The following is a 23,735-nucleotide window of genomic DNA, read 5'->3' as shown; positions in this document are numbered from 1 at the left end:
ATGGCGGCAGCTCTTTTCCTTGTTATTTTTCCAATGCTATGCTAAAATAGTTCCCAATCAGGCACAATGGGGTGACGGTGTGAAAAAAATAGAACTGTTCGACTCTACGCTCAGGGACGGGGCACAGAGCGAAAATATTTCTTTTTCCGTAGAAGACAAGCTCAACATTGTCCGCGCGCTGGATGCGCTGCAACTCGATTTTTTAGAGGCCGGTAATCCGTACAGCAATCCAAAGGATGCAGAATTTTTTCGCAGGGCGGGAGAACTCCGCCTTCAGCATGCAAGGCTGGTGGCTTTTGGCTCTACCCGCCGCCGGGATGTCCCTGTATCAGAGGATAAAAACTGCGCCGCGCTGCTCGAAGCCGATACCGATTACATTGCCATATTCGGCAAAAGCTCGGAATGGCAGGTTCGCGAGGTACTGGGCACTACTCCGGAGGAAAATCTGCGCATGATCTCCGATACGGTTTCCTACCTGACAGGCAGGGGGAAAACCGTGTTCTTTGACGCGGAGCATTTCTTTGACGGATATAAGCAAAATCCTCAATATACGGTGGAAACGCTTCGGGCTGCGTTTCAGGCAGGAGCCGCAAGGCTTGTGCTGTGCGATACGAACGGCGGCGGCTTTCCGGAAGAAATTGCAAGGATCACCGCGTCTGTGCAGTCGCTTTTCCCGGACTGCGTCGGGATTCATTGCCACAACGATACGGGATGCGCGGTCGCGAACACCATCGCGGCGGTCGGGGCGGGCGCCGTGCAGGTGCAGGGAACCTATCTCGGCTTTGGAGAACGCTGCGGAAACACCAACCTGTCCACCGCGATCGCGGATTTGCAGCTGAAGCTCGGCTACTCCTGCATCCCACAGGAAAAAATCGCGTGGCTGACGCAAACCGCAAGATATATTTCTGAACTGTCGAATATGCGCCTGCCGCATTCGATGCCGTATGTGGGCAAATGTGCCTTTGCCCATAAGGGCGGGATGCATGTCGACGGGGTTAAAAAGAACCCCGCCGCTTTCGAGCATATTGACCCGGAGCGGGTTGGGAACCGCCGCCAGATACTTCTTTCCGAAGTGTCCGGCCGCAGCGCGCTGATCGCGAAAATCAATGAATTTGTGCCGGAGCTTTCAAAAGATTCGCCTGAAATGGAGCTCTTAATGGACAGATTAAAAACGCTCGAATATGACGGCTATCAGTTCGAAGCCGCTACTGCCAGCTTTGAACTTGTCGTACTGAAGAAACTGGGCAAATTCACTCCGTTCTTTGAACTGGATTTGTTCCGCATTATCGGTGAGCAGGAGCATGCCGACCGGCATATGGCTTCCGCCATGGTGAAGCTGCGAGTGGGCGACCGATACGAAATTACCGCCGATGAGGGCGACGGCCCTATCCACGCGCTTGACCGCGCTTTGCGCAAGGCGCTGGAAGTGTTTTACCCGACGCTTGCAGGAGTCCGCCTGATCGACTATAAGGTGCGTGTTATGGACACCGGAAAAGCGACTGCGGCATTGGTCCGCGTTCTGATTGAATCTTCCGACGGGAAGAACGTATGGACAACGGTGGGCGTTTCAACCGATATTATTAACGCTTCCATCCGTGCTTTGGTTGACTCGATGGAATATAAGCTGTACCGTGATACGGTCATGAAAAATTAAACGGCCAGTGACTTTTGCAAACTGAAACTAAAATTTTATCAAAACCTTGAAATAAAAGCGAAAAGGCGTCTGAACCTGTAGAAAAACTGCGGATTCGGGCGCCTTTTTGACTCCCATTTTTTGCAGACACGGAGTTCTAAAAAGTTGGACGGGCCAATAAGATAGAACATACAAGCTGCAAAGGACGTGACAAGATGAATGGGGATGAAAAATTTATGGACGCGGTGGGGTGCCTCGGCGTTGGGGTCAGGCAGGCGCTGCTGGAGATACCGCCAGGGATTCAGGCCCAGACGAACGAAATCAGGCTGCGTTTGGACAGGCCGCTGAATCTTGTGGGACTGTCGGGTATGAAATTCGTGAGAACAGGGGGAGACGTCACTGAAAAACCGTATTCAGATTCCTATATTGTCAGCAAAGCGGACATGCAGGACTCTTTGGTGTCTCTTTGCGGCTGGGCGGTACATAGCCACCAGCGGGAACTAACCGACGGCTACATATCCGTGCGGGGCGGGCATCGTGCCGGAATTGCGGCGACAGCGGTTGTGGAGGACGGGAAAGTCACAGCTGTCCGCGACGTTACCTCCATCAACCTGCGCGTCGCGCGGGAAATTTTCGGCGCGGCAGATGTCCTGATCAGCCGTTGTCTGGCAGAAAGGCTTTGCGGGGTACTGCTGATAGGTGCTCCGGCAAGCGGAAAGACAACCATCCTGCGCGATTTGGCCAGACAGCTGTCTTCCGGAGCCTTTGGAACGCTTCGTAAGGTCTGTGTGGTGGATGAAAGCGGGGAACTTGGCGGCTACTCGGCGGGCGTCATCCGCAACCATCTTGGGGACTGCTGCGACCTGCTCTGCGGATATCCAAAAGCAAAGGGATTGCAGGCGGCGATCCGCTATCTGTCCCCACAGGTCATTGTATGCGATGAAATCTGTACGGAAACTGAAATTGAAGCGGTTTCAGCGGCAGTAAACAGCGGCGTAACGGTGATTACTTCCATGCACGCATCCAGTTTTGAAGAGTTTATCCGAAAACCTCAGGCTAAGCCGCTTCTGCAAACCGGCGCGTTTGAACAGTTTGCGCTGCTGGAAGGGGCGGATAGGCCATCACAGATACGGATGATCAAGAACTGGTCGGAACTGTGCTTACAGACCGGCAGCAATATGGCTTTTCATGAAGGCCTTGCCTGCATGTGATAAGGATTTCTATCAAAATTTAGCCGGTGCATTACGGCGGAATGGGTGAAAAATATGACAGTTGTATTAAAGGTTGTAGGAATGGCTCTCATTATGCTTTGCACAACCTCAATCGGAATTACACTTGCAAGAACATTAACGGGGCGTGTGGATGAAATTGAAGATGCGATTGCCGTACTCAGCGGGATGGAAAGCGAGCTTTCTTATTCCATGGCTTCTCCCGATGAGATCATCGGGCGTCTGGAAGAACGGGAATCCATGTCGGGCGCAGCCTATCTTCCTTGCTGCGCTTCCCTGTGCAGGCAGGGGATTCCGTTTCCGGAGGCATGGAAACGGGCGGTTAAGGAAAATCACGGACTTCTGCTGTCCCCCGACGTTACGATTCTGACCGGGCTTTCGGACACGCTCGGGCAGTGTGACCTGAACGGACAGCTTGCAAGCATTTCACATGCCAAAACGCTGCTCCAGATACAGGCGGATAATGCCCGTGTAAGGTCTGCGTCTCACGCAAGGCTGTACCGAACGATGGGACTTCTCACAGGAGCGTTTCTGGTGGTGATTTTCCTGTAAACAAAAAGGAACTGGAAAAAAAGCGGGAAAGGGTGGCCGGGCATGGATGTCGATTTGATTTTTAAAATTGCGGCAATCGGAATTATCGTTTCAGTGCTCAATCAGGTGCTGATCCGTTCGGGACGGGAGGAACAGGCAATGATGACCACGCTGGCGGGGCTGATTGTCGTATTGATGATGATTATCATGCAAATCAATACACTTTTTGAAACAGTGAAGAGCGTATTTGGGCTTTATTGATATGAATATGGTTACAATCGTCGGCATCGCTGTGCTTGCTGCGGCGTTCTCTGTGGTGCTCAAACAAAAAAATCCGGAATATGCGCTGGCTCTTTCATTGGCGGCAGGGGTTCTGATGCTCGGGATGATCATTGCCGAAGCCCGGCCGTTATTTGACAGAATGCATTCCCTGCTGGATGCTTCCGGTACCAAAGCGGCCTATGTTCAGATCCTGTTCAAATCGCTCGGGCTTTGCTTTATCACGCAGATTGCCTGTGATGCCTGCCGTGACCTGGGGGAGACGGCGATCGCCACCAAGGTGGAAGCGGCCGGAAAAATTGCTGTGCTGTTAGTCAGCCTGCCGCTTTTTGAAGAAATCCTGAGGATTGCGGGGCAGCTGATCGGATGATAAAAAGAGGTGTGACAATGAAATGGGCAGTGAAGCTGCTGGCAATCTTTTTTTTACTGGCAGGCCTGTCAATACCGGCCGCCGCACAGTCTCAGGAGATTGACCTCCAGCCCCAGATGGACGCTGTCGGAGCGGATGAACTGATGGATAAGCTTCCCGGGGACGCACAAGAACTTCTTGACAGCGCCGGAGTGGATGGTATCGATTATAAGCAGCTTCTGTCGCTGACTCCCGCGCGGTTTTTTCAGACGATCTGGCAGCTGGTATTAAGAAAGCTCAAACAGCCGATGACCACATTCTGCGCGGTGCTGGGGACGGTTCTGCTCTGCGCCCTGCTGGACTGTCTGAAAACCTCCCTGTGGGAAGGAAATCTTTCTTCTGTCTTTTCGGCAGTTGCGGCGGTGTGCACTTCGGCCGCGATTGCCTCTCCGATCATCGACTGCATCATCACAACCGCGGGTGCAATCCGGGACTGTTCCAATTTTATTCTCGCGTTTGTCCCGGTTTTTTCCTCGGTTGTGACGGCCGCCGGGCAGCCCGTAACCGCGACCACCTACACCGTATTCCTATTTGGGGCATGTCAGGTGGTCTCGCAGGTGGTGTCCGGCACGCTGGTCCCGCTGATGGGGATTTATCTCGCGCTGTGCATTGTCGGCAGCCTTACCCCGGGCATTGACGTTGTATCGGTCGCCAAGGTGATCAAGTCGACAGTATGCTGGACACTGGGCTTTCTGCTCACGATCTTTGTGGGGCTGCTGTCACTGCAAACAGTGGTGGCGTCCGGAAGCGATACTGTGGTGGCAAAAACGGCCAAATTCCTCATAGGCAGTTTTGTTCCCGTGGTCGGCAGTGCGCTTTCCGACGCGTTTGTGGCGACGCAGGGGTATATGAAGCTGCTGAAAGCGACTGTCGGTGTTTTCGGGACACTGGTGGCGGCGCTGACCTTCCTGCCAATCTTTTTGCAGACATCCGTCTGGTATCTCACGGTGAACCTGACGGCGGCAATCAGCAGTATGCTGGGAATCAAGCAGGTGTCGGATATTTTAAAAAGCGCATCGGCTGTGCTGGGGGTATTGATAGCGGTAAGCCTGTGTGTTGCGCTTTTGGTGATTATTTCCACATCTCTGGTTCTGATGGCATCAACGGGGGTTTAAGGAATGGAAAGTATCAGACAATGGGCATTCGGGATCTGTTCCGCGGCAATCGCCTGCGGCCTTGCACAGCTCATTTTACCGAAATCCAGTTTGCAGAGGATCTTTCAGATTACCTCCAGTGTTTTTTTTCTTTCCTGTCTGCTGTCACCCGTTGCGCTTTCGCTTCCGGCGCTTGAAATTACTCCGCCGGACAGCCTGATGCAGGATATTACCGAAAAATCGGAGCGTCTTAATTCCTCTGTTGAAGAGCAAAGGCAGGAGCTTGCAACGGAAAGCCTGCGGAATGCAGCTGCGGATACCTTGCAGGATTTGGGGATAAAAGCAAATAAAATTTATATAAACGTTCATGAGGACGGCGAGGGCGGCATAACTATTAGTGAGTGTGAACTGGAACTCGACGAAAGTTACTTCCCGCGTCATGATGAGATTCGCTCCGCCTTGCATAAAGCGCTTGGCGTGGACATACGTATAGGATATACAAAAGGAGGGAGCACATGAACAGCCTAGACACGGGCGACAGCCTGAAAACGAAGTTTACCGCGCTGCTGGGAGGCGGGAAAAGCCGTTTGCTGGTTGTTCTTGGGATTGTGGGAATGGGCTTTATTCTGCTCTCAAGTTTCATATCGACAGGAGCAAAAAATAATCCGTCGGTGGGCAGCGCCGACCAAATTTCGCAGGAATATGTGACACAGCTTGAAAAACGTTTGACCGATCTGGTAGGACAGGTGCAGGGTGTGGGCAGATGCGAGGTAATGGTTACGGCGGAAACCGGCGTGGAATACGTTTATGCGGTGGAACAAAATGAAAATGCCAGCCAAACAAACAGCTATGAAGGGGATGAGGTGAAAAGGGAGACCCAGCAGCAGAATCTCGAACAGAAGTATATTGTCGTGGACACGGGCAGCGGCAAACGGGAAGCCCTGCTCAAAACTCAGAAGCAGCCGGCCATCCGGGGGGTGGTGGTGGTCTGCGAAGGGGCTTCAAGTATGGTTGTACAGGAACGGATAACCCGTGTGGTTACCACCGCGCTCGGCATTCCCTACAATAGAGTCTGTGTTACCCCAATTAAATAATCTGTAAATTGCATGAGGAGGAACCCTGTATGAATATGATTATCGGCAAAAAACAAATTATCCTGGCGTCCCTTGTTGTGGGCTTGGGGCTTGCTGTCTATGTCAATTATCAGTTCGCGCAGGCAGACGGCGCATTAACTTCCGCTTCTGCGGCGGAAAATGATAAAAATTACGGCGACGCCCAGCTTGTGGATGCGAATGATCCAACGGTTGACGGGGAAGCGTATTTCGCTGAGGCAAAGGTTACCCGCCAGCGCACCCGCGACGAGGCAATTGAAACGATGAAAAATATGATGACAGATGCCGCTGTGGATGCGAACATCAAAGCGGAAATGGTGCTCAAGGCCACGGAACTCGCCAAATCCGTGGAAACGGAAGGAAAAATTGAAAATCTGATCAAGGCAAAGGGCTTTGAGGACTGCATGGTTTATTACGATACAGAAGGCGTGGATGTCGTAGTCAAGACGGAAGGACTCAAGCCTGAGGAAGTTGCCCAGATGAAGGATATTATCCTGAAAGAGACCAGTGTTCCGGTCGAGAACATATCCATTGTTGAGATCAATTAAGGGGTGACATCAGAAAAAGCCCGCGAAAAAGCGGGCTTTTTCTTTGCATATAAGGTTGTATATTCGGAAAATTATGTTATAATATACTGTATGATTATAACGGTGAAACTGTGGAAGCGGGCATCGCTTTCTGTCATAAGAAGGAGAATCGGATATGCAAAATCATGATGTCAGCCAGTCAACAGGCAACCTGAGAATTTCCCGTGAAGTCATTGCGACCATTGCAAGATATGCGGCCCTCGAGATTGAAGGGGTAGTTTCCATGGCGTCTTTCGCCACAAATTTGAAGGGCTGGCTTTTAAAAAAACAAAGTGCGAGGCCGATTTCAATTGAGTTGAATGATGATGTGGCGGTAATCTGCCTGCATATCAATGTGAGATCTGGTGTCAATATCCCTAAAGTTTCCGAAAATGTTCAGCGCGCAGTGAAAGAGGCGGTTCAGAACATGACCGGAATCGTAGTTTCCCGCGTAAACATTGTCATTGCCGGGATCGTATTTGATGAGCCATTGCGGGAGCAGCCGGAGGAATAATGCGGCTGCCCGTTTTTATCAGGATGGTATTTTCGCCAGGAAAACAGGAGAGGAACATATGAAAAGAAGCGAGTCCCGTGAACAGGCGTTTATGCTGATTTTTGAGCGGTCGTTCAAGGATGAAAGCATAGACGAGATTATTGAGGAGGCCGTGATAGGACGCAACATAGAAGTGGATGATTATGCATACCAGCTTGCAAAAGACGTCACCGGGCATCTGCCATGGCTGGATGAAGCTATTGCAAGCTATTCGAAAAGATGGAAGCTGAACCGCATGTCCCGCGTGGCGCTTTCCATTATCCGCATGAGCATGTGGGAGATCGACCACATTGATACGGTCCCTGTCGGGGCATCAATCAATGAGGCGGTGGAGTTGGCGAAAAAATATGGCAACGCGGACGATTTTGCTTTTGTAAACGGAGTGCTGGGGGCATACGTCAGGGGGAAGGGCCAGGAAATCCCTGAAGCCATGGCGGCGGAGGAAGCGGCCGAAACGATAGCAAAAGAAGCTGAAAATGAGCATAAGGCGGTTGAAGAATATGATGCAGCCGCCCAGGCTTTAAAGGAAGCGCAGTAACGGTGGCGGTCTTTCTGGGGCTGGATACCAGCAATTATACAACCTCTGCTGCGCTATATGACAACGGGATCCGCACAGTTGTGCAGAATAAGCGGCTATTGGCCGTAAAAGACGGTGCACTTGGCCTGCGGCAAAGCGACGCCGTTTTTTCGCATGTAAAGCAGCTTGGCGAAATTATAGAAGAGCTGGCGGCGCAGGCGGGCGAGCACCTGGTGCTGTCAGGAGTCGGGGTTTCCACAAAACCGCGGGATGCGGAGGGCTCCTATATGCCTTGTTTCCTGGTGGGGGAACTGGCGGCCAGAACGCTGGCATCGATGAATCGCCTACCGCTGACCTGCGTTTCCCACCAGTCCGGGCATATCGCGGCCGCGCTGTTTTCTTCCGGGCAGCTTAGCCTGGTCGGACGGAAATTTGCCGCATTCCACCTTTCAGGGGGTACGACCGAGTGCCTTTTGGTCAACCCGGACCGGGAGCATATTTTTTCGGCGGAGCTGATCGCCCGGTCACTTGACCTGAAAGCCGGACAGGCTGTGGACCGGATAGGCAGCATGCTGGGTCTTCCGTTTCCGGCGGGCAGGCAGTTGGAACGGCTTGCGCTCCAGTCAAAACAGCGGTACCGGATCAAGCCTTCGTTTCACGGAACGGACTGTTCCCTTTCCGGCATAGAAAACCGATGCCGCAGGATGCTGGATGACGGTGCAGCTTCCTGTGATGTGGCCAGGTTTTGTATTGACAGCATTCTTGCGGTAGTAGAACATATGACTGCATTTGTGAAAGAAACATATGGTGATTTGCCGGTGGTCTATTCAGGCGGCGTCATGTCGAATTCCATCATACGAAAGGAAATTGCGCGCCAATATGGCGGGTATTTTGCAGAACCGCAGTTTTCTTCCGATAATGCCGCCGGGGTTGCTGTCCTTGCCTGTATTTCACAGACAGGAGGTTTTTAAGATGATAAAGCCCTCTGTGATTTCCGTTTCTCAGCTGAACAAATATGTGAAATCCATTCTGGAATCCGACCATCTGCTTTCCGGCCTTCTGGTAAAGGGAGAAATCTCTAATTTTGTCCGGCATTATAAATCCGGCCATCTTTATTTTACCCTGAAAGATGAAAACGCGGCTGTTAAAGCGGTGATGTTCCGCAGTTATGCCGATTCGGTTCCGTTTCAGCCGGAAAATGGGATGTCTGTGATTGTGAGCGGGTCGGTTTCCCTGTATGAGCGGGACGGGAGTTATCAGTTTTATGTTACGGATATGCAGCCGGACGGCGCGGGCTCCCTGCACCTTGCCTTTGAACAGATCAAGGAAAAACTCAGCCGCGAAGGGCTGTTTGACCCGCAGCGCAAGCGCCCGCTTCCCGCATTTCCGGAACGGATCGGCATCGTGACCAGCGAGGGCGCCGCCGCTTTGCAGGATATGCTTCACATCCTGTCCCGCCGTTACCCGGTGGCGACGGTTGTGTTCTATCCCGCGCAGGTGCAGGGGGAGGGGGCCGCGGCAACGGTCGCGGCAGGTATCCGCGCCCTCAATGTCCGCAAAGCGTGCGACGTGATCATTATCGGGAGGGGCGGCGGTTCCATTGAAGATTTGTGGGCTTTCAACGACGAATCTTTAGCCCGTACAATTGCGGCAAGCGAGATCCCGGTGGTGTCCGCGGTAGGCCATGAAACAGATTTTACCATTGCGGATTTTGCGGCGGATCTGCGCGCGCCGACCCCTTCGGCAGCCGCGGAGCTTGTGGCTCCAAACATCAAAGATTTGCAGGTTTATCTGGATGATCTGCAAAACCGGGCCCTCTCTGCGATGAAGAACAGGCTAGAGCGGCTGGGTCTGCGGATAGCAGCCGCCCGTTCCGCAATGGCAGTTCCTCAGGCAGCGGTACTGCGGCAGGAACGGAAACTCGAATTTCTGAGACTGTTGATTCAGAACGTGATGGAGCAAAAGCTGGGAACCTTGTCCTGGACGCTCCGGCGACTGGGAGATTTGGTTGAAGAACGGAGCCCCCTGTGGATTTTGAAAAGAGGATACAGCCTGACGCAGTCTTCCGGGAAAATAGTCTCTTCTGTCAATCAGGTCTGCCCGGGGGATTTATTGAGCATAAGGGTTACAGACGGAGAGATTTGTTCTTCCGTAGTTTCATGCAAGGAGATAACCGAATGAGCAAGACGATGAATTTGGAAGGAGCCGTTAAGCGGCTCGAGGAAATTGCTGCACAGATGGGCGGGGAACTCTCCATAGATGATTCCATTAAATTATATGCGGAAGCTGTAAAGCTTTTAGACTTTGCAAACGGAAAATTAGAGGCCGCAAAGCTGAAGGTGGAAAAGCTGACCGCTGCAAAGGAGGAGCCTGATGAACAATTATGAGGAGCAGCTTGCGCTTTACGCCAAAAATGCAAATGATGCGCTGCGCGAGCGGCTGACTTTTAAAGGCACCTGCCTGCAAATGCAGGTGATAGATGCGATGCGCTACAGTTTGCTGGATGCCGGCAAGCGGCTTCGCGCGGCGTTTGTGATGGAGTTTGCGAGGCTGTGCCGTGCCGCGCGTGGTGATGCGGTTGCTTTTGCGTGCGCAATTGAAATGGTGCATGCCTATTCCCTGATTCATGATGATCTGCCCTGCATGGACAATGACGACCTTCGCCGGGGGAAGCCTTCCTGCCATAAGGCGTTTGGAGAAGCCAACGCTTTGTTAGCCGGGGACGGCCTGCTGACGCTGGCTTTCGAGACAGCCGCGGATGCTTCCTTGCCGGATGCGCACATTGTGGAAGCGGTAAAAACGCTTTCCCGCGCGGCGGGCATATTCGGCATGATCGGCGGACAGGTGATCGATCTGGCCAGCGAAGGAAAGCAGATTGATCTCCAGACGCTGAACTTGCTTTACGAGCTAAAGACCGGCGCGCTGCTCAGGGCTTCGGCAAAGCTGGGCTGTGTTGCGGGCGGCGCGGATTCACAGATGATTGAGGCCGCAGACGCCTATGCAAAGGCGTGCGGCCTTGCGTTTCAAATCACAGATGATATTCTGGATGTGGTTGGAACGGCGGAAAAGATTGGAAAGCCTATAGGCAGCGACAATGAAAACCATAAGACAACCTATGTTACTTTGTTTGGCGTGGAAGGCGCGAAGGAAGCCGCTGCGGAGCAGGTGGAGCTGGCAAAGAAGAGCATTGCGACTTTGCCGGATAACCAATTTTTGCTCTGGCTTGCCGATATGATCCTGACACGCGATCATTAACAGAGCAAGTTACTCCCAGATATTGTTTTCTCTGATGTGCAAAGCGGTTTTACAGCGGCTGTTTTTGCAGTAAGACCGGACTGAGCAGTTTGCCGGGGCATGATATGCCGATGCATACCGGCGGAATGGAGCTAATTTTATGAATCCGTTACAAGTAATAACCAGCAACTATGTCATAAACGTGGGTTTTCTTGCGTGGCTGTCCGCGCAGCTGATCAAAACGGCATTGGCATATATCCCCAACAAAAAAATTATTTGGGAACGCATGGTGGGTTCCGGCGGCATGCCGAGCTCCCATTCATCACTTGTTTGCGCAATTGCAGTGGGAATTGCGAAAAAACTTGGATATTCTTCCCCTGAATTTGCAATTTCCCTCGCGCTGGCAGGAATTGTTATGTATGACGCCATGGGAGTACGGCGGGCAGCAGGCGAGCAGGCAAAGGCCATTAACCGGATGGTGATGGACTTTAAGGATATGTTTCTTATGGTTAAAGAAGAGTTTGAATCAATCGCCCGCGGAAGCAAGCTGGAAGAGCTGGAGGAAGAAACAGGGGAAAAACGCAAGGTGCTCAAAGAACTGGTAGGGCACACCCCAATTGAAGTGCTCTGCGGTGCGATTCTTGGAATCATCATCGCTGTGGTTGTCCCTATCAAATAATTTCCGCCGGTCAGTGAGGTGTTATTTTGTCTCAATACAACCTCTTGGGTTCTTTAAAATTGCCCGAGGATTTAAAAAAACTGGACTTAGAACAGCAAAAAGCGCTGTGCAGAGAACTTCGCCAACGGCTGATCCAGACCGTTTCCCAGAATGGCGGTCACCTTGCTTCCAATCTTGGGATTGTGGAGCTTACGGTTGCATTGCATACCGTATTTGCGATGCCAAAGGATCAGATCGTCTGGGACGTGGGCCATCAGTGCTATACGCATAAAATGCTGACCGGCCGTCTCGACTCTTTTTCGACGGTACGCAAAGAGGGAGGCATTTCCGGTTTCCCCCGTTCCACCGAAAGCAGATACGATTCTTTTATCGGCGGCCACGCGAGCACATCCATTTCCGCTGTTTGTGGGTTGGCAAAGGCAAAAACTTTGCTGAAAGACCCTCATCATGTGGTGGCTGTCATCGGTGACGGCGCATTCACGGGCGGTATGGTATACGAGGGCTTGAATAATGCCGGCCGCAGCGGCGACCGCATTATTATTGTTTTAAATGACAACAATATGTCCATTTCAAAAAATGTAGGCTCACTTGCCCGTTATCTCGCGAACAAACGCGCGACAGACGGGTACCTGTATCTGAAAGACCGTGTTGAGGAAACGCTTGATCATATACCTCTTCTTGGGGAAAGCGTCAGCAATGTGCTGAAAAGCTCTAAAACGCTGTTGCGGCAGGCCCTGCTTCACAGCAACATGTTTGAAGATTTCGGGTTTGACTACCTTGGCCCTGTGGACGGGCATAATCTTCCACTTCTGGTGCAGGTGTTAAATCGCGCGAAGGAATTGAACAAGCCGGTTGTCGTACATGTCAATACGGTAAAGGGAAAAGGATATGCCTTTGCGGAGAAAAATCCTGCCCAGTTTCATGGTGTAGGCAGCTTTGACTGCGCAAGCGGGAAAATGAAAAGTTCCAGTGAGAATTTTTCTTCTGTGTTCGGAAGTCGATTGGTGGAACTGGCCCGCAAAGACAGCAAAATCTGTGCGATTACGGCAGCTATGCAAAGCGGGACAGGGCTGCAGCCTTTTGCCAATGAGTTTTCTTCAAAAGGGCGGTTTTTTGACGTCGGGATTGCCGAAGAACACGCGGTTACTTTCGCTTGCGGACTTGCCGCAGGGGGGATGACGCCCATATTTGCGGTATATTCCACTTTTTTGCAGCGCGGATATGACCAGCTGATTCACGACGCTTCGATTGAGCCGCGCCATGTCGTGCTGGCGGTAGACCGCGCGGGTATTGTCGGGGACGACGGGGAAACACATCAGGGGCTGTTTGACGCGGCCTTTTTGTCCCAGCTTCCGGGCTCTGCGGTTTATTCTCCTGCGACCTATCAGGATTTGTACTATGCGCTTGACCGTGCGCTCTATGCGGAAAAAGGCCTTGCGGCGGTACGTTATCCGAGAGGTGCGCAGATTCAAATCGCGGATTGGCTGAACTATTCGACAGGGGACTATTTTCATTATAAAAACGGCGGGAATATCCTGATTGTAACCTACGGGCGGGAGTTTGCGCAGGCCCAGGCAGCCGTGAAGCTGCTGCAGGAGCAGGGGAAAAAAGCAGACCTTCTCAAGCTGAACCGGATATGGCCGATCCCTCCGGAATGTATCGGGCTTGCGAAAAGATACCGTTCTATCCTGTTTGTGGAAGAAGGTGTCGAGCATGGCGGCATCGGCGAGCACTTCCTGGCAGCGCTGGCAGAAAGACAGTATCGGGGCAATATGACGTTTCATGGGATTCAGCATCCATTTGTTCCGCAGATGGAATATGAGCGGGCGCTGGAATACTGCCGGCTTGACGCGCAGTCGCTGGCCAATCAAATCATTGCGCGTTATTTTTGATACAGGAATACGGAGGACAGCGTGAAAGAACGATTGGATAGTTTGCTGGTGAAAAAGGGCTTGTTTCCAAGCCGCGAAAAGGCAAAGGCCGTTATCATGTCCGGCCAGGTTTATGTCAACCATCAAAAGGCGGACAAACCGGGCATGGATACGGATGAGGATGCAATTCTGGAAATCCGTGGGGAAACCTTGCGGTATGTCAGCCGGGGCGGGTTGAAACTGGAAAAGGCAATGCAGGTATTTCCTATTTCGCTGGATGGCAAGACCTGCATGGATATCGGCGCTTCAACGGGTGGTTTTACAGACTGTATGCTGCAAAACGGGGCTGTGAAGGTGTATGCGGTGGACGTTGGATATGGGCAGCTTGCGTGGAGCCTGCGGAACGACTCCCGGGTGGTCAATCTGGAACGAACGAACATCCGCTATGTAACCCGGGAACAGATTTCCGAACCGGTGGATTTTATCAGTGTGGATGTCTCGTTTATCTCCCTTAAGCTTGTATTGCCAGTCGCGGCGGCTTTGCTTAGCGAAAATGGGCAGGCGGTTTGTCTGGTAAAACCGCAGTTTGAGGCCGGCCGCGAAAAGGTTGGAAAAAAGGGCGTAGTGAGGGAACGCTCTACGCATATCGAAGTACTGGAAAACGCAGTCCTCTATGCGCGTGAAAATGGGTTTGCGGTATGCGGCATTGCTTTTTCACCGGTGAAGGGGCCGGAAGGGAATATTGAATATCTGATGTATTTGTGCCGCGGCGCGGAAGATACGGTGCTGCGTGAGCAAATTGTAAATTTAGTGAATCAGTCCCATGAAGATCTCGATTAAAGCGGGGTGATGAATCCTATCATGGCAAAAAAAAACGTATTGATTATGCCGAACCTGACAAAACCAAATACGGCGGATCTGATGAAACAGATTGTGGCCACATTGCTCAAAAGCGGCTGCCGGCCTGTACTGGACGAGCGGTTTGCAGGGATGTTTCCGGGTGCCTCATACGGCCCTTTTGACGAACAGATTGCTGCCTGTGATTTTATAGTGACAGTCGGCGGGGACGGTACAATCCTGCATAGTGCGAAACATGCTGTGAATTATGATAAACCCCTGCTTGGCATTAACACGGGCAGGCTTGGCTTTTTGGCGCAGGTGGAAGCAAATGAAATCGATCTGCTTTTACGGCTGTCTGCGGGAAATTACCTGGTTCATGAATATATGCTGCTGGAAGTTTCCATTGGTGAGGAAGACACAATCCGGTATGCTGTCAATGATGTGGTAATCAGTAAAGGGGAACTGTCGCGGCTGGTGGACCTTGATATTGAGGGTAACGGGGATGCGATCGGAAGTTACCGGGCGGACGGGCTGATTTTCGCTACCCCATTGGGGTCCACCGCTTATTCCATGTCGGCGGGCGGCCCGATTGTGAACCCGTCTATCAACACCATCATTTTAACACCGATCTGCCCCCACTCCCTTTATGACCGGACCGTGCTGCTTTCCCCGGATATGGAGCTGCAGGTCCGCAGCCGGTATATCAACAACTCCGATAACGTTGTAGTCAGTGTTGACGGGGAACGCATTGCTTTGCTGAACGAGAGTAAATCGGTGCATATTCGAAAGGCGCAAAAATCAGTACGGTTTATCGGTTTTCCGGAAAAGAATTTTAACAGTATTCTCAGCAATAAGCTAAAATCGAGGGGATAAGCATATGAAAGCAAGGCGACACGCAAAAATTTTGGAGCTGATCAACTCCGCCGCGATTGAAACACAGGACGAGCTGCTGAGCCTTTTGGGGCAAAGCGGTTTCCCGGTGACGCAGGCGACCGTTTCACGCGATATTAAGGAATTGCGGCTGGTCAAAACCCTGACCTCAGACGGAAAATATCACTATACGACGCACACCCCCCCCACACAAAATGAAATGACCAGTAAATTCATGCTGATTTTCGCGGAAGCCGTGAAAGAGATTGATTCTGCCGGCAACATGGTTGTGATCAAATGTTTTACCGGCATGGCCAATGCCGTCTGCGCGGCGATCGATACGCTTCACTGGAGCGGGGTCGTGGGAACGCTTGCGGGGGACGACACCATTTTTATTGTCATGCGCGATGACCATAACGCCCGGGAACTTGTTACACAGCTTCGGAAAATGGCCGCGTCAGACAGCTAAACGCTATGATTCCTTGAAATTGGGGTGATAGAATGCTTTCTCAGCTTTATATCAATCATGTGGCGGTGATCAGCGAAGCCACAATCGAGTTTGAAGGCGGCCTCAATGTGTTTACAGGAGAAACCGGCGCCGGAAAAACAATCCTGATCCACGCAATCAACGCTGTCCTTGGAGAGCGCGTCTCCCGGGATTTGATTCGCACCGGTGAAAGCCGCGCGGTGATTACCGCATTGTTTACTGACCTGTCGAATGCGGCGCAGGAGGCGCTTGTTCAGGCAGGATATCCTGCTGAGGACGCTTCCGTATTGATTTACCGTGAGATTTCCGCAGACGGGAAGTCGAACTGCAAAATCGACGGGCGGCCCGCGACCGCATCGATTCTGAAATCAATTTCCGAATACCTGCTCAATATACACGGACAGCATGACAATCAGCAGCTGCTTTCCTCTCAGAAGCATGTTGCGTTTATTGACAGCTTTGGGGAACTGGAAGATCTGGCGGGACGCTGCCGAGCCGCTTACCATCGTTATATGGATGTCCGCAGGGAATTGGAGGATATCCAGACGGATGAGGCGGAAAAAGCCCGCAGGATCGATCTGCTGCATTATCAGATCGGTGAAATCGAGGCAGCGAATCTTCAGCCGGACGAGGAAGACGAACTGAAATCGCAGCGTAAAATGATACAGAATTCCCTGCGCATTACCCAGGCTCTGGGCGGGAGTGCATCACTGCTTGACGGGGAAGGCGAATCGCAGGGCATCATCGATCAGCTTGGCGAGCTGGTAGCCAATATGTCGGAAGCGGCGGAATATCTGGATGCCGCCCGCCCGACGGCGGACCGCCTGACCGAGATTTCCTACGAATTTGAGGGCTTTGCGAGCGATATACATAGCCTGCTGGATAATCTGGACTGTGACCCCTCGCAGCTCGACGAGATTGAACGCCGGCTTGACACGATCTATTCGCTTAAAAAGAAGTATGGCGCGACGATTGCCCAGATCCTGGCTTACCATGAGAAAGCATGCAATGAGCTTGAACAGACAGAGTCTTCTGACGCACGTGCAAAACAGCTTACGGAACAGGCAGGACGGCTGCTGGAAGAGGCGGCCTCCCTTGCGGACGAACTCTTTCAAAAGCGTGAAGCGGCTGCATCCGGATTTATCAAGACAGTTCAGGATGAATTGACATTTTTGGACATGCCTTCTGTGAAGCTTTCTGTGCGGCATCAGAAAAAGCCGCTTTCCGCCGACGGGATTGACGATCTGGAACTGTTTATCTCCACCAACGTGGGGGAGGACGCAAAATCCCTGGCCAAAATTGCGTCGGGGGGAGAACTTTCCCGCATTATGCTTTCCATCAAGAATGTGCTGGCCGCAAAGGACGATATTGGCACATTGATCTTTGACGAGGTGGATACGGGCGTTTCCGGGCATGCCGCCCGCAAAATCGGGCAAAAGCTGGCGCAGGTGGCGGCCAACCGCCAGGTCATTGTTGTAACGCATCTGGCGCAGGTGGCTTCTTTTGCCAACCGCCATCTTTTGATCTCTAAGAGCACCCATGACGGCCGCACGTTTACGGCCATTACCCCGCTTGGACGCGAGCAGCGTATCAGGGAACTTGCGCGCATGACCGGTGGGGATGACGCAAGCAAAATCGCGCTCAAACACGCGGAGGAAATGTTGGCTGATGCCGGAAATTGAGCAAACAGGTTGTGTTTTGAAAACCGGCATGCTATAATAATTCAATTAATGCAACATGGCTGTAGGAAAGCCTAAAGTCTTGCGGCCGAAAGAAAGAGTATAAGGAGACAGATCGATGACAGTATTTGAAGAACTAACCCGACGCGGCCTGATTGCGCAGATGACGCATCCCGAAAAAATTGAAGAACTTCTGAACAGTGAGAAGGTTACTTTTTATATCGGATTTGATGCAACCGCTGACAGCCTGCATGTCGGTCATTTTCTTCAGCTGGTAGTAATGAAGCATCTGCAGCGCGCCGGACACCGCCCGATTGCCCTGCTGGGAACCGGGACGACTATGGTTGGGGACCCCACGGGTAAAACCGACATGAGAAAGATGCTTTCAATTGAAGAGATCAACCACAATGCCCAGTGTTTTCAGAATCAGATGGAAAAATTTCTGGACTTTTCCGACGGGAAGGCGCTGATGCTGAAAAACGGCGACTGGCTTCTCAAACTGAATTATATCGAACTGCTGCGCGACATCGGCGTGCATTTTTCCGTGAACCAGATGCTGACGGCTGAGTGCTTCAAAACCCGGCTGGAACGCGGGCTTTCGTTTATAGAGTTTAACTATATGATCATGCAGAGCTATGACTTCTTGAAGCTGCATCAGGATTACGGCTGCAAGATGGAAGTCGGCGGCAATGATCAGTGGGCAAATATTCTCGGGGGTATCGACCTGACCCGCCGTGTAACAGGCGATGAGGTCTATGGCATGACATTTACGCTGCTGACCACCAAAGAAGGCAAAAAGATGGGAAAAACGGAAAACGGCGCAGTCTGGCTGGATCCGTCCAAAACCTCCCCTTATGACTTTTTCCAGTACTGGCGCAACGTTGCGGATGCCGATGTGGTTCATTGCCTCAAGCTTTTGACGTTCCTTCCGATTGAGCAGATTGAAGAAATGGACAGCTGGGAAGGAAGCCAGCTGAATCAGGCAAAGGAAATGTTGGCTTATGAGCTGACCAAAATGGTGCACGGGCAGGAGGAGGCAGATAAGGCGCTGGCGGCCGCACGTTCTCTCTTCACCGCGGGCAGCCATAGTGACGATATGCCGACCACCGTGCTTTCCGCGTCTGACTTTACGGACGGAAAGATACTGGTTTCCGATTTGCTGGTAAAAACCGGTCTCGCGCCCTCGAAAGGGGAAGGGAAAAGGCTGATCCAGCAAGGCGGAATTGCCGTGGACGATGCAAAGGTAGAAAATTTTACAGACGCAGTTTCGACCGACGATTTTGAGAAAGGTCATGTCATTCTGCGGAAAGGCAAAAAGATCTACCATAAGGTTTCCCTCGTGTAATTTTAAAAGGAAACAAAAAAATACTTGACAAGAGTTTTAGAAAGCGTTATGATAGCAACCAAGATGAATACGTCAAAGGCTATGATGGGGAACAAAACACAAGAGATGCGTTGCAGAGAGCCGCTGGCTGGTGAAAAGCGGTACCGTTTTTGTGAATAACTCGCCCCTGAGCTGTCTTTCGAAAGCATATGCGAGTAGATAAGGCCGGAGTCCCACCGTTAGTTGGAGAGCGCATTGTTAGATGCGGCCGAGTGGGTTGCTTACGCAGCCAATCAGAGTGGTACCACGGAAGTCGATTCAGACCTTCGTCTCTATTTAGAGACGAAGGTCTTTTTGTTTTCCGTTTGACGAAATTCCTCTGAAAACATGTATGAAAGGTGAGAACAAGATGAGCAGAAGAATCAAGATTTTTGACACAACCCTCCGCGATGGAGAGCAGTCTCCCGGATGCAGCATGAATTTCAGTGAGAAAATGGAAATGGCCCGTCAATTGGAACGGCTGGGAGTAGATATTATTGAAGCCGGTTTCCCGGTTTCCTCTCCGGACGATTTCGAATCGGTAAAAGCCATTGCCAAGGCAATCAAAGGTTCCACGATTGCGGGGCTTGCCCGCTGTGTGGAAGGGGATATACAGCGTGCTTACGACGCGGTAAAGTATGCGCAGTCTCCTCGGATTCATGTGTTTTTAGCCACAAGTGATATCCACATGCAGTATAAGCTCAAAATGACGCCGGATCAGGTTGTGGAGCGGGTTGCGAAGATGGTTGCCTTTGCACGCAGCCTCTGCCCGGATGTCGAATTTTCCGCCGAAGACGCTTCCCGCAGCGATCAGGATTTTCTTGTGCATGTGTTTAACACCGCCATCGCGGCGGGTGCCTCCACCATCAACATTCCGGACACGACCGGTTACAGCACCCCAACGGAAATGTATGATCTGGTCTCCTACGTCAAAACCCATATACAGAATCCGCATGTCGATCTTTCTGTGCATAATCATAACGATCTGGGGCTTGCGGTTGCCACCTCGCTTGCCTGCATACGGGCGGGTGCGACGCAGGTGGAATGTACGGTTAACGGAATCGGTGAACGCGCGGGAAACGCGGCGCTTGAAGAAATTGTCATGGGGCTGAAAACCAGGCAGGGTTACTATGACTGTGAAACCGGTATCCACACAAAACAAATCTACCGCACCAGCAAATTGCTCAGTACGATTACAGGCGTTCCCATCAGCCCGACCAAATCTATTGTAGGGGCAAACGCGTTCGCCCATGAAAGCGGCATCCATCAGCACGGTGTGCTGGCAAACCGCATGACCTACGAGATTATGTCTCCGGAGGATGTCGGTGTCAATCAGAACAAAATGGTACTCGGAAAGCATTCCGGGAAACATGCGTTTATTGACCGGATTGAGGAATTGGGCTACAAAATGGAGGAGGCGGATGTTGCGGAAGCATTTGAGCGTTTCAAAGTGCTTGCGGACCGCAAGAAGGAGATTACCGACCGCGATATCGAGGCATTGATCGGTGCTTCCGCTGTTGCCAATGTGAAAGAGACCTACAAGCTGAAAAGTTTTGTGGTGAACAGCGGAACGGTGATTTCCGCTACCGCAGTGGTAAAGCTTGAAAAGGACGGACAGGAGGAGATCGAGCAGGTTGCCCGCGGAGAAGGCCCGATCGATGCGGCGTTTAAGGCAATTGACCAAATCGTCGGCTGCCACAGCAAATTGGAAAACTGGACGATCAACGCGGTAACCGAAGGCGAGGATGCGCTTGGGGAAGCAATCAGCAAAATCAGCTGCAACGGAAATCTTGTCACAGGACGCGGCTTATCTCCCGATATTTTAGAGGCATCCATTAAATCCTACCTGAACGCGATCAATAAAGCGATCAACGCCGCGCCCAAAGCAAATCTGGAATAACGCCTGTCTGACACGGTTAGGCGGTTGCAGACAGAAGCATGCGGTGATATGATAAAGAAAAAGAGGAGGCAGCTTATGGGAATGACGATGAGCCAGAAAATTCTGGCAAAAAAGGCGGGGCTGCAGGCTGTAACGGCCGGACAGTTGATCAACGCAAAGGTTGACCTTGTGCTGGGGAATGACATCACAACGCCGGTCGCGATCGATGAGTTTGAAAAATATGGGTTTAACAAGGTTTTCAATCGCGCGGGCATCGCGATCGTGCTGGACCATTTCACCCCGAACAAGGATATTAAAGCGGCTCAGCTTTCCAAACGATGCAGGGAATTTGCGAACAAATACGACATTGTCCATTACTTCGACGTGGGCGATATGGGAATCGAACATGCGTTGCTGCCGGAAAAGGGCTTGGTTGCGCCGGGCGAACTGGTGGTGGGTGCAGACAGCCATACCTGTACCTATGGCGCGCTGGGCGCTTTCTCCACCGGGTTCGGCTCCACCGATATGGCGGCGGCAATGGCCACCGGCTACTGCTGGTTCAAGGTTCCGTCCGCCATCCGGTTTGAGCTGACGGGCAGGCCGTCCAAATGGGTGAGCGGGAAAGATGTGATCCTGCACATCATCGGCATGATCGGCGTGGACGGCGCGCTTTACAAGTCGATGGAATTCGGCGGCCCGGGGCTGAAATACCTCTCGATGGACGATCGGCTCACCATGGCGAACATGGCGATTGAAGCGGGTGCAAAAAACGGTATTTTTGAAGTGGACGAAGTGACTCTGACATACGAAAAAGGCCGTGTCAGCCGCGAATTTGAAGTGTTCAAAGCTGATGATGATGCCGCATATGACCGCGTTATCGAACTGGATCTTTCCGGGATTCGTCCGACGGTTTCGTTCCCGCATCTGCCGGAGAATACCCGCACGATTGAGGAAGTGGGCGACATCCCTATCGATCAGGTCATAATCGGTTCCTGCACCAATGGCCGCATCAGCGACCTTGCGGTTGCCGCGAATCTTTTCACAGGGAGAAGGGTTGCTCCCAACGTGCGCTGCATTATCATCCCCGGCACCCAGCAGATCTATCTTGAAGCAATGAAAGTGGGTTACATCGAGACGTTTATCAACGCGGGATGCGCGGTTTCCACCCCTACCTGCGGACCGTGCCTTGGAGGCCACATGGGGATTCTGGCGGAAGGGGAACGCTGCGTAGCGACTACGAACCGCAATTTTGTGGGCCGCATGGGGCATGTGAACTCTGAGGTTTACCTTGCTTCTCCGGCGGTAGCGGCCGCCAGCGCGATCGCGGGCAAGATTGCGAACCCGGAGCGGGTTGAAAAGGAGGAAGCGAGCATATGAAAGCAATCGGTACAGTGCATAAATACGGCGATAACATCGATACGGATGTCATTATCCCCGCCCGCTGTCTGAACATTTCCGACCGCAGGGAATTGGCTACGCATTGCATGGAGGACATTGACAGTGACTTTGTCAAAAGGGTAAAACCTGGCGATATCATTGTGGGAGGATTTAATTTTGGTTGTGGTTCCTCACGCGAACATGCTCCGATGGTGATTAAAGAAAACGGGATTTCCTGTGTGATCGCCAAAACATTTGCGCGGATTTTTTACCGCAACGCCATTAATATCGGGCTTCCGATTCTGGAATGTGAGGAAGCAAGCAACGCGATTGAAAATGGCGATAAAGTGGAGATCGATTTTGATACCGGAATCATTGCCAATCTTTCGAAGAACGAAAGCTATTCCGCCATTCCGTTTCCGGCTTTTATTAAGGAGATCATTGACGCCAACGGGCTGCTGAATGCCATCAAAGCAAAAGCAAAAAAATAATGAAGAAGCCGACCCTTTTGGGCCGGCTTCTTTTTGTCAAATCCCTATTTCGATCTGAACCGTTTCAGCATCCGGATATCTTCTCCGTAAAATTGCAGGGGGCGATAGGCGCAGAGCAGCCTGGAAAGAATGCGGTCCCCATACCGTTCCCGAAGAACCTGCTCATCAAAATTGGTGCTGATGATGGTGGGGCGCCGCTCGATGATGCGGGTGTTGATGATATTATACAGTGCGGCAACCGTAAAGCTCGTGGAAAATTCGGCGCCGAGATCGTCGATAATCAGCAGGTCGCAGGAAAGCGCCAGTGCCTGATAATCGGTGTCATCCTGATAGCCACGGGAAAACTGCTGAGACTGCAGTTTGTCCAAAAGGCGCTGGGATGTGGTGTAAACCACGCCGAAGCCGCTTTGAATGACCTCAAAGGCAATTGCAAGCGAAAGATGGGTTTTTCCAAGCCCGGTCCCGCCGCAAAGCAAGAGACTCTCGCTTCTGTCCGAAAAGGTACGGGCATATGCTGTACAAAAGGAAAAAACCTTTTCCATCGCGCGGCGGGGTACCACATTGTAAGGCCCGGATGGCTGCTCGGAGTAGTAATCCAGATGAAAATTCTGAAAACGGCATTCCTCGGCGCTGCTGGTGTCGCTCAGCTTCTGATAAGCGAGTTTTCTCAAAAGAGCAGATAAGCACCCGCACTGACGCTGGCCGATCAATCCGGTATCCTGACACTGTTTGCATGCATAATGCACTTCCAGATAATCAGGGGGCAGACCCGCGTCAGACAACAGCTTGGCTCTCTGGCGCTGGAGGCCGAGATTGCTTTCCTTCAGCTGCTCAATCAGCCGGACGGCCTGGTCTCCGCCGCTGATTGCCGCACGTGCGGCCGAAATTCCGGTTTTTGCCAGACGATTTTCAATTTCCCGCAGCTGTGGATACTGTTCATAAAGGCGGGTTCGCCGCAGGTCCGCCTCCCGTTCGGCGCGGGTTCTCGATTCGTCCAGAATCTGCTGCGCTTTTTGGTAGATGTCTTTCGAATAGCCCATAT

General features: G+C 51.9%; 26 protein-coding genes and 1 other annotated feature. Of the genes, 25 read left to right on the top strand and 1 reads right to left on the bottom strand.

Translation table 11 applies throughout. The features are described from left to right. Positions 1-79: 79 nt before the first annotated feature. The 25 genes from cimA (at position 80) to leuD (ending at position 22,693) form a co-directional block, all read left to right on the top strand. Positions 80-1,654 carry a citramalate synthase gene (cimA, locus tag C1A10_RS17995; RefSeq protein WP_207654738.1) on the top strand — a complete coding sequence of 525 codons (1,575 nt, stop codon included), beginning with the start codon at positions 80-82 and terminating at the stop codon, positions 1,652-1,654. Positions 1,655-1,848: 194 nt separating this feature from the next. After that, on the top strand, positions 1,849-2,844 hold the full coding sequence (locus C1A10_RS17990) for an ATPase, T2SS/T4P/T4SS family (RefSeq protein WP_101911570.1): 996 nt from the start codon (positions 1,849-1,851) through the stop codon (positions 2,842-2,844). Between the two features lie 54 nt (positions 2,845-2,898). Next, positions 2,899-3,414 carry a stage III sporulation protein AB gene (locus C1A10_RS17985; protein ID WP_145997767.1) on the top strand — a complete coding sequence of 172 codons (516 nt, stop codon included), beginning with the start codon at positions 2,899-2,901 and terminating at the stop codon, positions 3,412-3,414. Between the two features lie 42 nt (positions 3,415-3,456). Continuing rightward, on the top strand, positions 3,457-3,654 hold the full coding sequence (spoIIIAC, locus tag C1A10_RS17980; protein ID WP_101911568.1) for a stage III sporulation protein AC: 198 nt from the start codon (positions 3,457-3,459) through the stop codon (positions 3,652-3,654). Between the two features lies 1 nt (position 3,655). Further along, positions 3,656-4,042, top strand: coding sequence for a SpoIIIAC/SpoIIIAD family protein (locus tag C1A10_RS17975; protein WP_101911737.1), 387 nt, complete (start codon positions 3,656-3,658; stop codon positions 4,040-4,042). A gap of 17 nt (positions 4,043-4,059) precedes the next feature. Beyond that, positions 4,060-5,196, top strand: coding sequence for a stage III sporulation protein AE (locus C1A10_RS17970; protein WP_180951213.1), 1,137 nt, complete (start codon positions 4,060-4,062; stop codon positions 5,194-5,196). A 3-nt stretch (positions 5,197-5,199) separates the two neighbouring features. After that, positions 5,200-5,694 carry a stage III sporulation protein AF gene (locus C1A10_RS17965; RefSeq protein ID WP_101911566.1) on the top strand — a complete coding sequence of 165 codons (495 nt, stop codon included), beginning with the start codon at positions 5,200-5,202 and terminating at the stop codon, positions 5,692-5,694. Then, complete coding sequence (locus C1A10_RS17960) at positions 5,691-6,269, top strand: hypothetical protein (protein WP_101911565.1); 579 nt, start codon at positions 5,691-5,693, stop codon at positions 6,267-6,269. Before C1A10_RS17965 ends, C1A10_RS17960 begins: the two co-directional genes overlap by 4 nt. 29 nt (positions 6,270-6,298) lie before the next feature. Further along, positions 6,299-6,835: a SpoIIIAH-like family protein gene (locus C1A10_RS17955; protein WP_101911564.1), complete on the top strand. Its 537-nt coding sequence runs from the start codon at positions 6,299-6,301 to the stop codon at positions 6,833-6,835. A 154-nt stretch (positions 6,836-6,989) separates the two neighbouring features. Next, positions 6,990-7,367 (top strand): Asp23/Gls24 family envelope stress response protein, encoded by a 378-nt coding sequence (locus C1A10_RS17950; protein WP_101911563.1) that lies wholly within the window; start codon positions 6,990-6,992, stop codon positions 7,365-7,367. A gap of 58 nt (positions 7,368-7,425) precedes the next feature. Beyond that, the gene (gene nusB, locus C1A10_RS17945) at positions 7,426-7,944 is read left to right on the top strand and encodes a transcription antitermination factor NusB (protein ID WP_180951212.1); all 519 of its coding nucleotides are present in this window, start codon (positions 7,426-7,428) and stop codon (positions 7,942-7,944) included. 2 nt (positions 7,945-7,946) lie between these two features. After that, a complete protein-coding gene (locus tag C1A10_RS17940) occupies positions 7,947-8,894 on the top strand; it encodes a tRNA (adenosine(37)-N6)-threonylcarbamoyltransferase complex transferase subunit TsaD (protein WP_101911561.1) in 948 nt (315 codons plus the stop codon). A 1-nt stretch (position 8,895) separates the two neighbouring features. Continuing rightward, positions 8,896-10,104 carry an exodeoxyribonuclease VII large subunit gene (xseA, locus tag C1A10_RS17935; RefSeq protein WP_101911560.1) on the top strand — a complete coding sequence of 403 codons (1,209 nt, stop codon included), beginning with the start codon at positions 8,896-8,898 and terminating at the stop codon, positions 10,102-10,104. Beyond that, positions 10,101-10,310 (top strand): exodeoxyribonuclease VII small subunit, encoded by a 210-nt coding sequence (gene xseB, locus C1A10_RS17930; RefSeq protein ID WP_180951211.1) that lies wholly within the window; start codon positions 10,101-10,103, stop codon positions 10,308-10,310. The genes xseA and xseB overlap by 4 nt, the downstream gene beginning before the upstream one ends. Further along, positions 10,297-11,178: a polyprenyl synthetase family protein gene (locus tag C1A10_RS17925; protein ID WP_242968971.1), complete on the top strand. Its 882-nt coding sequence runs from the start codon at positions 10,297-10,299 to the stop codon at positions 11,176-11,178. The genes xseB and C1A10_RS17925 overlap by 14 nt, the downstream gene beginning before the upstream one ends. A gap of 139 nt (positions 11,179-11,317) precedes the next feature. Next, on the top strand, positions 11,318-11,836 hold the full coding sequence (locus tag C1A10_RS17920) for a divergent PAP2 family protein (protein WP_101911558.1): 519 nt from the start codon (positions 11,318-11,320) through the stop codon (positions 11,834-11,836). Positions 11,837-11,862: 26 nt separating this feature from the next. Next, positions 11,863-13,728, top strand: a complete 1,866-nt coding sequence (dxs, locus tag C1A10_RS17915; protein WP_242968970.1) for a 1-deoxy-D-xylulose-5-phosphate synthase — start codon at positions 11,863-11,865, stop codon at positions 13,726-13,728. A gap of 21 nt (positions 13,729-13,749) precedes the next feature. Then, positions 13,750-14,547: a TlyA family RNA methyltransferase gene (locus C1A10_RS17910; RefSeq protein ID WP_101911556.1), complete on the top strand. Its 798-nt coding sequence runs from the start codon at positions 13,750-13,752 to the stop codon at positions 14,545-14,547. 21 nt (positions 14,548-14,568) lie between these two features. Beyond that, positions 14,569-15,420: an NAD(+)/NADH kinase gene (locus C1A10_RS17905; protein WP_180951210.1), complete on the top strand. Its 852-nt coding sequence runs from the start codon at positions 14,569-14,571 to the stop codon at positions 15,418-15,420. 4 nt (positions 15,421-15,424) lie between these two features. Next, on the top strand, positions 15,425-15,886 hold the full coding sequence (locus tag C1A10_RS17900) for an arginine repressor (RefSeq protein WP_101911554.1): 462 nt from the start codon (positions 15,425-15,427) through the stop codon (positions 15,884-15,886). Between the two features lie 32 nt (positions 15,887-15,918). Further along, a complete protein-coding gene (recN, locus tag C1A10_RS17895) occupies positions 15,919-17,586 on the top strand; it encodes a DNA repair protein RecN (protein WP_101911553.1) in 1,668 nt (555 codons plus the stop codon). Positions 17,587-17,701: 115 nt separating this feature from the next. Continuing rightward, a complete protein-coding gene (tyrS, locus tag C1A10_RS17890) occupies positions 17,702-18,928 on the top strand; it encodes a tyrosine--tRNA ligase (protein WP_101911552.1) in 1,227 nt (408 codons plus the stop codon). 72 nt (positions 18,929-19,000) lie between these two features. Beyond that, positions 19,001-19,244: a binding site (T-box leader), on the top strand. Positions 19,245-19,316: 72 nt separating this feature from the next. Further along, the gene (locus tag C1A10_RS17885) at positions 19,317-20,846 is read left to right on the top strand and encodes a 2-isopropylmalate synthase (protein ID WP_101911551.1); all 1,530 of its coding nucleotides are present in this window, start codon (positions 19,317-19,319) and stop codon (positions 20,844-20,846) included. A gap of 75 nt (positions 20,847-20,921) precedes the next feature. Next, positions 20,922-22,202: a 3-isopropylmalate dehydratase large subunit gene (gene leuC / locus C1A10_RS17880; protein ID WP_101911550.1), complete on the top strand. Its 1,281-nt coding sequence runs from the start codon at positions 20,922-20,924 to the stop codon at positions 22,200-22,202. Continuing rightward, positions 22,199-22,693: a 3-isopropylmalate dehydratase small subunit gene (gene leuD / locus C1A10_RS17875; protein WP_101911549.1), complete on the top strand. Its 495-nt coding sequence runs from the start codon at positions 22,199-22,201 to the stop codon at positions 22,691-22,693. Before leuC ends, leuD begins: the two co-directional genes overlap by 4 nt. Positions 22,694-22,737: 44 nt before the next feature. On the opposite strand, the gene C1A10_RS17870 is transcribed toward leuD, so the two are convergent. Continuing rightward, the gene (locus C1A10_RS17870) at positions 22,738-23,733 is read right to left on the bottom strand and encodes an ATP-binding protein (protein ID WP_101911548.1); all 996 of its coding nucleotides are present in this window, start codon (positions 23,731-23,733) and stop codon (positions 22,738-22,740) included. Between the last annotated feature and the right edge of the window lie 2 nt (positions 23,734-23,735).

Origin of the sequence: Marasmitruncus massiliensis (assembly GCF_900186535.1) — a bacterium.
Taxonomy (GTDB): Bacteria; Bacillota; Clostridia; order Oscillospirales; family Ruminococcaceae; genus Anaerotruncus; species Anaerotruncus massiliensis_A.
Note: the sequence above shows the minus strand (reverse complement) of the source record. Positions and strands in the feature narration are given on the sequence as shown.

Coding starts and splice junctions, on each gene's coding strand:
- C1A10_RS17965 (WP_101911566.1), top strand. CDS start 5,200: ATGGAAAGTATCAGACAATGGGCATTCGGGATCTGTTCCGCGGCAATC.
- xseB (WP_180951211.1), top strand. CDS start 10,101: ATGAGCAAGACGATGAATTTGGAAGGAGCCGTTAAGCGGCTCGAGGAA.
- tyrS (WP_101911552.1), top strand. CDS start 17,702: ATGACAGTATTTGAAGAACTAACCCGACGCGGCCTGATTGCGCAGATG.
- C1A10_RS17955 (WP_101911564.1), top strand. CDS start 6,299: ATGAATATGATTATCGGCAAAAAACAAATTATCCTGGCGTCCCTTGTT.
- leuD (WP_101911549.1), top strand. CDS start 22,199: ATGAAAGCAATCGGTACAGTGCATAAATACGGCGATAACATCGATACG.
- nusB (WP_180951212.1), top strand. CDS start 7,426: ATGAAAAGAAGCGAGTCCCGTGAACAGGCGTTTATGCTGATTTTTGAG.
- C1A10_RS17900 (WP_101911554.1), top strand. CDS start 15,425: ATGAAAGCAAGGCGACACGCAAAAATTTTGGAGCTGATCAACTCCGCC.
- C1A10_RS17990 (WP_101911570.1), top strand. CDS start 1,849: ATGAATGGGGATGAAAAATTTATGGACGCGGTGGGGTGCCTCGGCGTT.
- recN (WP_101911553.1), top strand. CDS start 15,919: ATGCTTTCTCAGCTTTATATCAATCATGTGGCGGTGATCAGCGAAGCC.
- C1A10_RS17960 (WP_101911565.1), top strand. CDS start 5,691: ATGAACAGCCTAGACACGGGCGACAGCCTGAAAACGAAGTTTACCGCG.
- C1A10_RS17985 (WP_145997767.1), top strand. CDS start 2,899: ATGACAGTTGTATTAAAGGTTGTAGGAATGGCTCTCATTATGCTTTGC.
- leuC (WP_101911550.1), top strand. CDS start 20,922: ATGGGAATGACGATGAGCCAGAAAATTCTGGCAAAAAAGGCGGGGCTG.
- C1A10_RS17950 (WP_101911563.1), top strand. CDS start 6,990: ATGCAAAATCATGATGTCAGCCAGTCAACAGGCAACCTGAGAATTTCC.
- C1A10_RS17975 (WP_101911737.1), top strand. CDS start 3,656: ATGAATATGGTTACAATCGTCGGCATCGCTGTGCTTGCTGCGGCGTTC.
- C1A10_RS17905 (WP_180951210.1), top strand. CDS start 14,569: ATGGCAAAAAAAAACGTATTGATTATGCCGAACCTGACAAAACCAAAT.
- C1A10_RS17925 (WP_242968971.1), top strand. CDS start 10,297: ATGAACAATTATGAGGAGCAGCTTGCGCTTTACGCCAAAAATGCAAAT.
- C1A10_RS17970 (WP_180951213.1), top strand. CDS start 4,060: ATGAAATGGGCAGTGAAGCTGCTGGCAATCTTTTTTTTACTGGCAGGC.
- xseA (WP_101911560.1), top strand. CDS start 8,896: ATGATAAAGCCCTCTGTGATTTCCGTTTCTCAGCTGAACAAATATGTG.
- C1A10_RS17885 (WP_101911551.1), top strand. CDS start 19,317: ATGAGCAGAAGAATCAAGATTTTTGACACAACCCTCCGCGATGGAGAG.
- C1A10_RS17870 (WP_101911548.1), bottom strand. CDS start 23,733: ATGGGCTATTCGAAAGACATCTACCAAAAAGCGCAGCAGATTCTGGAC.
- C1A10_RS17920 (WP_101911558.1), top strand. CDS start 11,318: ATGAATCCGTTACAAGTAATAACCAGCAACTATGTCATAAACGTGGGT.
- spoIIIAC (WP_101911568.1), top strand. CDS start 3,457: ATGGATGTCGATTTGATTTTTAAAATTGCGGCAATCGGAATTATCGTT.